This window comes from Burkholderia sp. AU4i, from assembly GCF_000466765.1.
GTDB lineage: Bacteria > Pseudomonadota > Gammaproteobacteria > Burkholderiales > Burkholderiaceae > Burkholderia > Burkholderia cepacia.
Genome location: NZ_ASSI01000190.1, coordinates 37,326 through 49,010, shown reverse-complemented (window position 1 = coordinate 49,010; position 11,685 = coordinate 37,326). Strand labels below are relative to the sequence as shown.

At 64.1% G+C, this 11,685-nt stretch carries 13 protein-coding genes; 8 read left to right on the top strand and 5 right to left on the bottom strand.

The window, feature by feature from the left end:
• The first annotated feature begins 380 nt into the window (after positions 1 to 380).
• The 4 genes from L810_RS34665 to L810_RS34650 all read left to right on the top strand — a co-directional run bounded on the left by L810_RS34665 (position 381) and on the right by L810_RS34650 (position 4,189).
• Entirely contained in the window at positions 381 to 1,598 is a 1,218-nt protein-coding gene (locus L810_RS34665; RefSeq protein ID WP_021162835.1) for a DUF2863 family protein, read from the top strand.
• 211 nt (positions 1,599 to 1,809) lie between these two features.
• Positions 1,810 to 2,646, top strand: coding sequence for a response regulator transcription factor (locus L810_RS34660; RefSeq protein WP_021162834.1), 837 nt, complete (start codon positions 1,810 to 1,812; stop codon positions 2,644 to 2,646).
• A gap of 75 nt (positions 2,647 to 2,721) precedes the next feature.
• Positions 2,722 to 3,396, top strand: coding sequence for an energy-coupling factor ABC transporter permease (locus L810_RS34655; RefSeq protein WP_021162833.1), 675 nt, complete (start codon positions 2,722 to 2,724; stop codon positions 3,394 to 3,396).
• 139 nt (positions 3,397 to 3,535) lie between these two features.
• Positions 3,536 to 4,189, top strand: a complete 654-nt coding sequence (locus tag L810_RS34650) for a BspC domain-containing protein (protein ID WP_042977384.1) — start codon at positions 3,536 to 3,538, stop codon at positions 4,187 to 4,189.
• A gap of 82 nt (positions 4,190 to 4,271) precedes the next feature.
• On the opposite strand, the gene L810_RS34645 is transcribed toward L810_RS34650, so the two are convergent.
• Both L810_RS34645 and yaaA read right to left on the bottom strand, forming a co-directional pair.
• Positions 4,272 to 5,426, bottom strand: a complete 1,155-nt coding sequence (locus L810_RS34645) for a M14 family metallopeptidase (RefSeq protein WP_021162831.1) — start codon at positions 5,424 to 5,426, stop codon at positions 4,272 to 4,274.
• Between the two features lie 137 nt (positions 5,427 to 5,563).
• Complete coding sequence (gene yaaA / locus L810_RS34640) at positions 5,564 to 6,346, bottom strand: peroxide stress protein YaaA (protein ID WP_021162829.1); 783 nt, start codon at positions 6,344 to 6,346, stop codon at positions 5,564 to 5,566.
• A 57-nt stretch (positions 6,347 to 6,403) separates the two neighbouring features.
• On the opposite strand from yaaA, the gene L810_RS34635 reads away from it, so the two are divergent.
• Positions 6,404 to 6,883, top strand: coding sequence for a putative toxin-antitoxin system toxin component, PIN family (locus L810_RS34635; protein WP_021162828.1), 480 nt, complete (start codon positions 6,404 to 6,406; stop codon positions 6,881 to 6,883).
• Positions 6,884 to 6,916: 33 nt separating this feature from the next.
• Positions 6,917 to 8,089 carry a pyridoxal phosphate-dependent aminotransferase gene (locus L810_RS34630; protein ID WP_042977381.1) on the top strand — a complete coding sequence of 391 codons (1,173 nt, stop codon included), beginning with the start codon at positions 6,917 to 6,919 and terminating at the stop codon, positions 8,087 to 8,089.
• A 42-nt stretch (positions 8,090 to 8,131) separates the two neighbouring features.
• Here L810_RS34630 and L810_RS34625 read toward each other — a convergent pair whose 3' ends face one another.
• Positions 8,132 to 8,788, bottom strand: a complete 657-nt coding sequence (locus L810_RS34625) for a glutathione S-transferase family protein (protein ID WP_021162826.1) — start codon at positions 8,786 to 8,788, stop codon at positions 8,132 to 8,134.
• Between the two features lie 202 nt (positions 8,789 to 8,990).
• Here L810_RS34625 and L810_RS34620 point away from each other — a divergent pair, with 202 nt between their 5' ends.
• Positions 8,991 to 9,782, top strand: a complete 792-nt coding sequence (locus L810_RS34620) for an oxepin-CoA hydrolase, alternative type (protein WP_021162825.1) — start codon at positions 8,991 to 8,993, stop codon at positions 9,780 to 9,782.
• 204 nt (positions 9,783 to 9,986) lie between these two features.
• Positions 9,987 to 10,679: a glutathione binding-like protein gene (locus L810_RS34615; RefSeq protein ID WP_042977391.1), complete on the top strand. Its 693-nt coding sequence runs from the start codon at positions 9,987 to 9,989 to the stop codon at positions 10,677 to 10,679.
• Positions 10,680 to 10,726: 47 nt separating this feature from the next.
• Here L810_RS34615 and L810_RS34610 read toward each other — a convergent pair whose 3' ends face one another.
• Together L810_RS34610 and L810_RS34605 are read right to left on the bottom strand one after the other, a co-directional pair.
• Positions 10,727 to 11,203, bottom strand: a complete 477-nt coding sequence (locus L810_RS34610) for a MaoC family dehydratase (RefSeq protein ID WP_021162823.1) — start codon at positions 11,201 to 11,203, stop codon at positions 10,727 to 10,729.
• On the bottom strand, positions 11,200 to 11,661 hold the full coding sequence (locus L810_RS34605; protein WP_042977379.1) for a MaoC family dehydratase: 462 nt from the start codon (positions 11,659 to 11,661) through the stop codon (positions 11,200 to 11,202). Before L810_RS34605 ends, L810_RS34610 begins: the two co-directional genes overlap by 4 nt.
• Positions 11,662 to 11,685: the final 24 nt, after the last annotated feature.

Below are 11,685 nucleotides of genomic sequence, written 5' to 3'. Positions count from 1 at the left end.
CTGCGAGGAACTTCGTGTTTCCCGGCAGCGCTGCGTTTTCAGCAGCAGAGAAGCGAGATTATGAACCGTGTTTCGCAGTTCGTCAACAACTTTTTACACTACATCGTTGCGACTGCGGGGTTCAACTTTCTTCACCAGCCGCGCGCCCGACACTGCAGCACACCACCAGCTTCGCTTCCCTCTCCCGCGCCGTGTTTCCGTTAGCGCGAAAGAGGCGTGATTCTAAGCACCCTCTTCGAACTGCGCAAGGGGTTTGACGCAACTTTTTTACAAAGGCTGCGATCCGGCCGATCTGCCATGCCTCGGCACGAGACCGCTTATGGTGCAAAGAACGGACTAGAATGTGAGGTTCTTCGCCTCTTTCTATATACGTCTTTAATATGCGCCAGCGAATCGCCAAACGCCTCCCCCCCGATGCCGACAAACTGGTCGGTCTGTCGCTTGCGCTCTTCGCGTCGGGCAGCCGCATCGAGGATCGCTTCTGGGAAGCGAAGCTCGACGCGCTGCTCGCCAAGATTGTCCGCAACGGCAACCAGACCACGCTCGACGCAGCGCTCGACCATCTTCAGCAGAATCATCCCGACGCCTATGGCGCGCTCGCCGACATGGCCGAGACGCACAGCGAGTCGATGGTGATCGAGCACGACGGCCAACCGTTCGACGCGCTGCTGGTCGCCGTCCCGGTTCTCGCGTGGACGCGCTACATGATTCCGTCCGGCCCGCTGAAGGGTGACGTTGCCGACGCGCTGCGAACGCACTTGCAGGCTCACGTCCTTGCGAACGGCACCCTCGTCGGCCTTGCACCGTTCCTTTACAGCATTGACCAGTTGCCGCGGCACCACGTCGAGACCTACCGGCTGGCCCAGCAGCTCGCTCATGCAGCGATCACCCAGCACACCCCCAAGCTCAGCTTCGGCGACCTGCCTGAAACTTCGCCGATCCTGGCCGACCCGCGCTTCCTGCTCGCCGTCGTCGCCGCGCCCGCCGGCGCGCCGCTGTTCCGATGGCAGGAAGAGGAAAACGGCAGCCGGATCGAGCGTGGCCAGTGCCTCGAGCAATGGACGGCCCAGGGCGGCCCGAACCTGTCGATCGCCCTGCCCGGCTGCGAGTTCGAATGCCTGCTTCCGGACGCGTACTATTCGGCTTGCCGGGATGCGGACGAGCGGGTGCGTCCGCACACGGTGCGAACCGCCATTCGTTATCTTTTCGACACACTTGGTGCGGCACCGCAAGAGCTTCGCGCGGTGGTCGCCGGCTTCGGAGAACGCCGTATCGACGAGTATCGTGTCGGCTTCACGCGGCGTGCCAGCAACGACGTAATCTACGGCGTCGTATGGCCGCTCTACGGTCGTGAAAACGGCGACGTGTCGATCGACAGCGCGACGCTCGAAGGCGAAGCGCCGATCGAAGGACCGCTCGAGGAAATCGTGAGCCTGCTGAAGGAATGCGGTGTAACCGACGTCCGGCGGCACGCAGGCCGCTTCGAACCCGAATACTGCGACGACTGCGGCGTACCGCTTTACGCAGACCCGCTCGGCGAAATCGTCCACGCGGAAATGCCGGAAGACGCATCACCCGCCCAACCGCACTTTCACTGACCCACACAGCAGTACCCTGACGGCCTGCCCGTCCGAAGCCGCTCACGGTTCCCGCCGGAGCGGCTTTTTTCTTGTCCGCCATCCCTCCGTCCGAAATTTCATACTTTTCCTAAGCCTTTCAGCCAAGCAGACATCGTGTAAGGTCTTTGTCATCATCAGACCCAAGGCATGCCAGACGGCAGATCAATGGCTCACATTACGGAGGTTGAATATGCGGTTCCTGATGCTCAATTCAGACGCCGAGCGGCGTGACGGACTGAAGGCCCTGTTGCGACAGATCGACCGTCACGCCAGCATCAACGATGCGCCCGACAGTTTTCAGGCGCGCAGGCTGCTGCGCAACCAGCGTTTCGACCTCGTCGCGATCGACTGGCTCGACGTCGGCCGACTCAGCGAGCTTCAGGCGCTCTGCAGCGCGTGCTCGCCGACACCCGTCGCCGTCCTGGTCGACGAAACATCGCCGGAAGCCATCCAGCGCTTCTTCAACTATGGTGTCGCCGGCGTGATCCCGCATTCCACGCGGCCGCACCTGATCGTGCGTGCGCTCGAGATCGTCCTGCTGGGCGGGCATTACATCCCGCCGATCGCGCTCCGTCTGCTGCCTTCCGCTGCTGCGGCGCGCTACGATGCCCATTTCCAGACACTCGCCGGGTCGCTTCCCCGCCGGCCGCCGAGCGGCCTCTTGTCGCCACGCCAAGCTCAGATCATGCGCTTCGTCCACATGGGCAGCACCAACAAGATGATCGCCCGTACGCTCGGCATCAGCGAAGGCACCGTCAAGATCCACCTCGCCAGCATCTTCCAGCAACTCGGTGCCGCCAATCGCGCCGCCGCGGTCGCGATCTACAACGGCTGGCTGTCGCCCCACCTCGAGGTGCTGCTGGCGAATCGCAACCGCACGCGCAAGCCGCCTATCGGCCAACAGGGCCCGGTTCCGCTGCGTACGCAACGGAAGGACCGCCCGTACCCGGTGCCTGCCTCGATCGACAGCACACAGGACCTGCCGATCGCCGCCGAACCGCCGGCGCGGTTTCGGCGCGAACGCTAGCCAGACAGTCTCGATATTGCGACGGTCGGCGTGTGTGGATTCCCACCTTTGATGCTCAACGAGTAATATGGACGAATGGGTTTTCTCTTCACACCGCTTCCGCTCTGGGTTGGCATCGGTGGCTGGATCGCCGCCGTGGCCCTGCTCGCGCTCGCGATCTGGAATCGCCCCTTCGTGCGCCTGCAGGACGCCACGCTCCAGCACGTGTGGCTCGCGCTCGTCACCGCCATTACGGTTCTCTGGGCCTCGAATGCGTGGCTCGAAGACGGCATCGTCATGCATCTGCTTGGCGCGACGCTGCTCGTCACACTGTTCGACTGGACACTCGCATTGATCGCGATGGGCGCCGTCACGGCGGTTGCCGCGATCATTTTCGACGCGCCCTGGCAGGGCATTGGCCTGACCTATCTGATCTACGGCGCGCTGCCGGTCGCCGTGTCGGCATTGCTGCAGCGCGCCGCACTCGCATGGTTGCCGCACAATCTCGCATCGTTCATCACCGGCCAGGGATTCCTGTCGCCGGCCATCGCAATCGTTGCAGTCGCTGCTGCCGCGGCCGGGGTCCAGCTCGCGCTGGCGGACGGCGTGCCTGTCGTGATTCCGGCCGGCTACCTGCTGAACACGGCGCTTCTCGCACTCGGCGAAGCGTGGTTCACCGGCATGGCAACGGCGCTCATCGCGGTCTATCGTCCCGCGTGGGTCACGACCTTCGACGTCCGGCGCTATCGCCTCGGCGGCCCGCGCGCCTGAATCGCCCTCCGGCGGCGACACCGCAATCACCCGCCGGCAGGGCCTCGCGCGGTGCGGCAGAATGCGACATCTACTGCCGCACAACTTTTTTACGCTAAGATTGAACTCCGGTTCTTCATCGGGCATCTATACGTGCCCGATGTCTCATTCGCTCCTCACCAATAACCAGATGGACAGCTCTCCTGCGTCGCTCCGGATTTTCCGGGCGCTCGGCAAGCTGGCAGCCTGTATTGCGGGCCTGTCGCTTGCGCTTCCGACACCGGCATTCGCCGACCTGCTCGACCAGCGCTCCGAACTGATCAACAAATTCGTCAACGAAATGCATGCCGATCCGCTCGCCGCCGATTGTGCGGCGCACGGCAGCTTCATCGCCAGCACGTCGTCGGCGTTCGACCGCGTCGACTTCGCACCGAACACATTCGACAGCGGCAACGCGACAATCACGCCATGGAACGACTCGTTCGACCAGGGCAAGCAGCGCGTGAAGGTCGACAATATCGTCACTGTCGACGGACTCGGCATCCACAGCGACGGCAGCGACCCGACGCCGCTGAAGTTCCGATGCGGCTATGTCGGTCAGCAAATGCTCGCGTTCAGCTGGAACGACCCGGTTCCGCCGCTGAAGCCGCGCGTCGAGCGCTCCACGTCCTCGACGAAGAAGTTCAAGGGCAAGTCGCACCGAGGCAAGGTCAAGGCGAAAGCATCGGGCCGCACCGGCAGCAAGAAGGCCGCCGCAACGAAAAAGTCGAGCGGACAGAAGAAGGTCGTGAAGAAGAGCGCGAAGAAGTCCTGATTCGACGAAGCAACCTCGACAGAAGCAAAAAAGCCGGAGCATCCTGAGATGCCCCGGCTTTTTTCATACGGCAACGCTGCGCTTACGCGAACGTGTCGACGTGCACCAGGATCGCGGCCAGCATCGCCGCGCCAAGCGCCGCGCTTCGCTCGCCGTTCCAGCCGACTCGCTCGTCGGGCAGGTTCGCGTTGTCCTTGAACGGCATCTCGAGCGTCAGCGACAGGCAGCCGAACTGGTGGCCGATGTACTTCGACGCGAGCTTGAGCGCGTCCTCCTTGTACTTGCTCGCCGCATAGCCATGCTCAGTCTGGAAGTCGGGGCTCGCAACCTTGAACGCTTCGATGAACGCAGTCTGCTCCTTGCCCTGCTGCTCGGTAAAGCTCGGCAGCATTTCCGACCCGGCAACGAACACGTACGGCAGATCCTCGTCGCCATGAATGTCGAAGAACATGTCGCAGCCGATCGCATGGATCGCATCGCGCACGGCCAGCACCTCGGGACTGCGCTCGGCATCGGGCGCCATCCACTCGCGGTTCAGGTTCGCGCCCGCCGCATTGGTGCGCAGGTTGCCATGCACGCTGCCGTCCGGATTCATGTTCGGGACGATGTGGAACGTCACGCGATCGTAGAGCTTGCGCGCGACCGGATCGCCGGCCCAGTCGCCCCATCCGGCCAGCCGCTTGACGAGACCTTCGACGAACCACTCGGCCATCGACTCGCCGGGATGCTGGCGCGCGATGATCCACACCTTCTTTTTCGGTGCGCCGTCGGTCTCCGGCGTACCGAGCGTCAGCAGCGACATCGGACGACCTTCGACCGTGCGACCGAGTTCGACGACGCTCGCCTGCGGCAACTGCTGGACCGCACCGAGAAATGCCGCATGACGCTCTTCCGAGTACGGTTCGAAATACGCGTAGTAGATGCTGTCGAATTCCGGCGTATGGTCGATGGTCATCGTCTTGCCGTCGAACGTCGTCGGCACGCGGAACCAGTCGACCCGGTCATAGCTCGCCACCGCGCTGTAATTGCGCCAGCCCGACGGATACGCGCATTCAGCCGCATTCTCGAACGTCATCACACAGCGCTCGCCGCGCGCGCCCGTCAAGCGGTAGTAAAACCATTGCGCGAATTCCGAGCGGTTGTCGCCACGCACGCGCAACCGAATCGCATCGGGGCTGTCGCACGACACGACGTCGATTGCGCCTGCGTCGAAATTGCTGGTGATCGAAAGGGCCATCTGTCTCTCCTTTGTCGACCGGAGTTGGCGCTTTGGCGCTTACACCGGTTCCATGTAAAGCTGGCGACCGGAACACGCGGTGTAGCGCTTGCCCGGCCTCATGCATGCGCCGGCCGTCTCGTGAACGGCCGGCAGGGTCACTCGCCGACTCGCCGGCGATATACGTAAGTCGAATCGTTCGACGCAGCCGCATCGAACGCATAGCCTTCCGTCGCGAATTCCTTCAGCGCCTTCGGGTCGGCAATCCGGTTCTCGACGATAAAACGCGCCATCAGGCCGCGCGCACGCTTCGCATGGAAGCTGATGATCTTGTAGCGGCCGCCCTTCCAGTCCTCGAACACCGGCGTGACGACGGGCGCGGCCAGCAGTTTCGGCTTGACCGACTTGAAGTATTCGGTCGATGCGCAGTTGACGAGCACGCGCGCCGCGCCGCTGCGCGTTTCGAGCTGCTCGTTCAGCGCCCGCGTGATACGGTCGCCCCAGAACGCGTACAGATCCTTGCCGCGCGCGTTCGCGAAACGCGTACCCATCTCGAGACGGTACGGCTGCAGCAGATCGAGGGGACGCAGCAGCCCGTAGAGCCCCGACAGCACGCGCACGTGCTGCTGCGCATAGTCGAGATCGGCGGACGACAGCGATTTGGCGTCGAATCCTTCATATACGTCGCCGTTGAATGCGAGCACGGCCTGCTTCGCGTTGGCCGGCGTAAAGGTCGGCGACCAGTCCGCGTAGCGCTGGAAATTCAGGCGTGCAAGCGGATCGGAGATATCCATCAGCGTCGCGATGTCCTGCGGCGAAAGCTTGCGCAGGCCGTCGATCAGCTCGGACGCGTCGTCGACGAATGCAGGCTTCGTGTAAGACTGGACGTGCGCGGGCGTATCGTAGTCGAGGGATTTGGCGGGAGAGAGAACGATTATCATAGAGGCTCGCTGGCACGCCGTGCCTTGCGGTCAGACGAAAACCACCGATTGTAACGAATGACCCGCTCTCCCGCCCCGCATGCCGCACATCGCGTCGTGCTCGACTCGAACGTCTGGATCGACATCCTCGTATTCGACGACCCCGCTACGCGCCCGATCCGCGCCGCGCTCGAACGCGGCACGCTTGCCGCCGTGATCGACGGCCGCTGCCTGACCGAACTCGAGTACGTGCTCGATTATCCGCAGTTCCAGGCGCGCGCCGTCGACAAGGCGGCCGCGCTCGCAACCGTCGCCCGCCTGGCGAGCCTCGTCGAGCCGCCGGCCGTCGACGCCGACGCGCCGCCGCTGCCGAAGTGCAAGGACCGCGACGACCAGAAGTTTCTTGAACTCGCCCGCGCCGCCCAGGCCGATTGGCTCGTGTCGAAAGACCGCGCGCTGCTGAAGCTCGCGAAGCGCACCGCGCGCGATTTCGGCTTCCGGATCGCGCAACCCGCCCCCTTTGCCGAGGCCTGCGCGCTCGACGCCACGCCGGCTTGACGCACGCAACACCACCCGATTTCGACCGTCTCGATGAACGCTCCTTCAGACATGCCAACGACTCCCGTTTTCCCTTCGCGCCTGCCGAACGTCGGCACGACGATCTTCACGGTCATGAGCGCGCTTGCAGCAGAAAAAGGCGCCGTGAACCTCGGCCAGGGCTTTCCGGATTTCGACTGCGATCCGCGCATCGTCGATGCAGTTGCCGCCGCGATGCGCAACGGGCACAACCAGTATCCGCCGATGGCCGGTGTCGCGCCGCTGCGCGAGGCAATCGCAGACAAGATCGCGCAGGTCTACGGCCGGCGTTACGATCCGGCGACCGAAATCACCGTCACGGCCGGCGCGACGCAGGCACTGCTCACCGCGATCCTGTGCACGGTGCATCCGGGTGATGAGGTGATCGTCGTCGAACCGACCTACGACAGCTACCTGCCGTCGATCGAACTCGCGGGCGGCACACCCGTGTTCGTCACGCTGGAGGCGCCCGACTACGCGATTCCGTTCGACCGCCTGGCGGCCGCCATCACGCCGAACACGCGCATGATCCTGATCAACACGCCGCATAACCCGACGGGTACCGTGTGGCGCGAGGCGGACATGCGCAAGCTCGAAGAGATCGTGCGTGGCACCAACGTGCTGATCCTGTCCGACGAGGTCTACGAGCACATGGTCTATGACGGCGCGCGCCATGAGAGCGTCGCGCGTTATCCGGAACTCGCCGCGCGCAGCTTCATCGTGTCGAGCTTCGGCAAGACCTATCACGTGACGGGCTGGAAGGTCGGTTATGTCGCAGCCCCTGCCGCGCTGACCGCAGAATTCCGCAAGGTCCACCAGTTCAACGTGTTCACGGTGAACACACCGATGCAGGTCGGGCTCGCCGACTACCTGCGCGACCCGGCACCGTACCTGACGCTTGCCGACTTCTACCAGAAGAAGCGCGACTTCTTCCGTGCCGGCCTCGAGCGCACGCGCTTCAAGCTGCTGCCCTGCACGGGTACGTACTTCCAGTGCGTCGATTATTCGGCGATCAGCGACCTGCCGGAAGCGGAATTCTCGAAGTGGCTCACGTCGGAGATCGGCGTGGCCGCCATTCCTGTGTCGGCGTTCTATCACGAGCCGCACGAATCGGGCGTCGTCCGCTTCTGCTTCGCGAAGCAGGAAAGCACGCTCGCATCCGCGCTCGAACGGCTCGCCCGCCTGTAAGTCCTGCACGGGCGGCCCGAGGCCACCCTGCAGGAACCGCGTTTACGAACGCGCGACGCTCGTCGCCTCGATATACGCTTTGCGCTCGGCTGCCACGCGCTGCGCGGCCGGACGCTCGCCGACGATCTTCGCGTGCGCCTTCCAGTCGATACCCGCGTCGAGCAGGAAATCGCGTCCGAAAATGGCCTTCGTCGCCATCCCGATGACCGGCAGATGGACCCATGCGGCGATGTCGGCGAGGCCGAACGACTCGCCGAGCGCATACGGCGAAAACTGCGTCATCTGTTTGAACGCATCGATCGCGCGCGGCAGGCGCTTCTCGACGTGCGCCTTCGTCCCGTCGCTGACCTTGCCGCCGAAAAAAGCTTCCGTATAGACTTCGCGCGCCATCCATTCGAGATACAGCTCGAGCGTCTCGACCAGTTCGCGCACCTTCGCAGCCGCGAACGGGCTCGCCGGGAAAATGCCTTTCTCGGGATAACGCGCCGCCAGGTATTCGATGATCACCTGCGACTCGAACAATGCGCCTTCTTCGGTCTTCAGGAACGGAATCTTGCCGAGCGGCGAATCGGCGAGCCGGGCCGGATCGCTGATCGGCAAACCGCACACCGACTCCTCGAACGGAATGTCGTGCTCGAGCAGGACGAACTTCACCTTGTTGTAATAGTTGGACAACGGAATACCGCACAGCTGTAGCATCGGAGTCTCCTTCGTTGCTGGAACGCGGCCGCAACGGTGCCGGCCGCAGCGAGATTCATCGCGCCGAAAAGCACGTTCGTGCTAGTCTAAAGCAAGTATTGCGTTCGTCACGACAACATTACATCCGCTGCGGCATCGGTCGCATCCGCGTGCGCGGCGCGCACGGCGCCGCAGCCCCGCCATCCGATGGAGACACGCTCGCATGAGTGCTGAACTGCTGGCCTCGCGCCCGCCCGAGAGCGACTCGACGCTCGTCCTCACGCTATCCAATCCCGGCGCACGCAATGCGCTGCATCCCGACATGTACGCAGCCGGCATCGAGGCGCTCGCCACCGCAGAGCGCGATCCCGGGATTCGCGCTGTCGTGCTGACCGGTGCCGATCGCTTCTTCTGCGCGGGCGGCAACCTGAACCGGCTGCTCGACAACCGTTCGAAGGATCCGTCCTACCAGGCCGACAGCATCGATCAGCTCGCCGCATGGGTAACGGCGATCCACGCTTCGACGAAGCCGGTGATCGCGGCGGTCGAAGGCGCGGCGGCCGGCGCGGGCTTTTCGCTCGCGCTCGCGTGCGACCTGATCGTCGCCGCGCACGATGCGAAATTCGTGATGTCATACGCGCGTGTCGGCCTGACACCCGACGGGGGCGGTTCGTGGTTCATCGCCCGCGCACTGCCGCGCGCGCTCGCGGCCGAAATCCTGTTCGAAGGCAAACCCGTCGCGGCCGAACGTCTGCACGCGCTCGGCGTCGTCAACCGGCTCGCCGTGCCGGGCGCGGCGTTGACCGACGCGCTGGCATGGGCCGATGCACTCGCCGGCATCTCGCCGAACGCGCTCACGCGCATCAAGTCGCTGCTCGACGACGCGACGACGCAACCGCTCGACGCGCACCTCGGCACCGAACGCGATCATTTCGTCGCGTCGCTGCATCATGCGGACGGGCTCGAGGGAATCACCGCATTTCTCGAGAAGCGCCCGCCCCGCTACAAGCGCTGAGCCGCCACGCCTGCGTTCCGCCTGCCTGACCGCATCCACCAGGAAACGCCGCGCGCGATGGCGGCGGCGAGCGCTCGCACGCCCGCGCACACGTATCGGCACGCGTGTTTGCGTCGCCAGCAGCGCGCATCGATCCATGCTCTAATGACCGCCTGTCGCGGCGCTGCCAGCGCCGTTTTCGCGCACGCAACAAAGGAGTTCACGATGATCGACGTCTATAGCTGGGCGACCCCGAACGGCCACAAGGTGCACATCATGCTCGAGGAAACGGGCCTCGCCTATCGTGTCCATCCGGTCGATATCGGCGCAGGCGACCAGTTCAAGCCGGAATTCCTGAAGATCAGCCCGAACAACAAGATCCCCGCGATCGTCGATCCGGACGGCCCCGACGGCAAGCCGATCTCGCTGTTCGAATCGGGCGCGATCCTGATCTACCTCGCAGAGAAGACCGGCAAGTTCCTGCCGACCGATCCGGCCGCACGCTATGCCACGCTCGAATGGCTGATGTTCCAGATGGGCGGCGTCGGGCCGATGCTCGGGCAGGCGCACCACTTCCGCCTGTATGCGCCGGAGAAGATCGAGTATGCGGTCAACCGCTACACGAACGAAGCGAAACGCCTGTACAACGTGATGGACAAGCGACTCGGCGAATCCGAGTATCTCGCGGGCGACACGTACACGATCGCGGACATTGCGACGTTCCCGTGGACGCGCTCATGGCAGAACCAGGGCATCGTGCTCGACGAATTGCCGAACGTGAAGCGCTGGTACGACACGATCGCCGCGCGACCGGCCGTGCAGCGCGGTGTCGAAGTGCTCGCGTCGATGCGCAAGGCGCTGCAGGACGACAAGGCACGCGAGGTGCTGTTCGGCGCAACGCAATACGCGAAGCACTGACACGCAAGTGACGGGCGGAGCGGCATCCACGCATGCCGCTCCCCGCTTCAGAAGTAATGCAGCGTGATGAATTCCGCCGCGCAAACCGGCTGCGGCGCATCGGGACGCTCGACCTGCATCGTCACCGACCACGTCACCTGCACGCCGTTCCGCGCGGCCTCGGCGGTTTCCTTTACCGCAAACAGCGCACGCACGCGCGCGCCGACCGGCACCGGCTTCAGGAACCGCACGCGGTTCAGTCCGTAGTTCACGCCCATCTTCTGCTCGAAACGCATCGCGTCGGTCATCAACGCCGGAATCAGCGACAGCGTCAGGAACCCGTGGGCGATCGGCCCGCCGAACGGCGACTCGCGTTGCGCGCGCTCGGGATCGACGTGAATCCATTGATGATCGCCGGTCGCGTCGGCAAACCCGTCGACGCGCTTCTGATCGATCACGATCCAGCCGCTCGCGAGCGGCTCCGCGCCGACGCGTGCCTGCAGCGCCTGCGCCGACGCGATCAGCGGCAAGGTCATTTCCGTCATGCCTGCACGCCTCCCGGATGGCGCAGCCCGAAGATCACTTTCGTGTGCACGGTAATCACCGTCTCGCCGGCCTCGTTCACGCCGACCCATTCCGTCGACACGATGCCGCGGTCGGGCTTGCTCTCGGACACACGCTTGTCGTGGACCTTCTGGTACATCGTGATCGTATCGCCCGCACGCACCGGCTTGAGCCAGCGGATCGAGTCGATGCCCGGCGAGCCCATGCTGGTCGAGTCCCGGCCGAGCTTCTTGACGAGCAGGCTCATGAACACCGAACACGTATGCCAGCCGCTCGCGACAAGCCCGCCGAAATGCGATGCCTTCCCGGCTTCTTCGTCGAGATGGAACGGCTGCGGATCGTAGCGTTGCGCGAACGTCTTGATGTCGTCGGGTTCGAACGTGTAACGGCCCACTTCGGTGGTGCTACCGACCACCAGGTCTTCGTAACTGATGCCCACTAGATGTCTCCTTGTCTGGCGCGC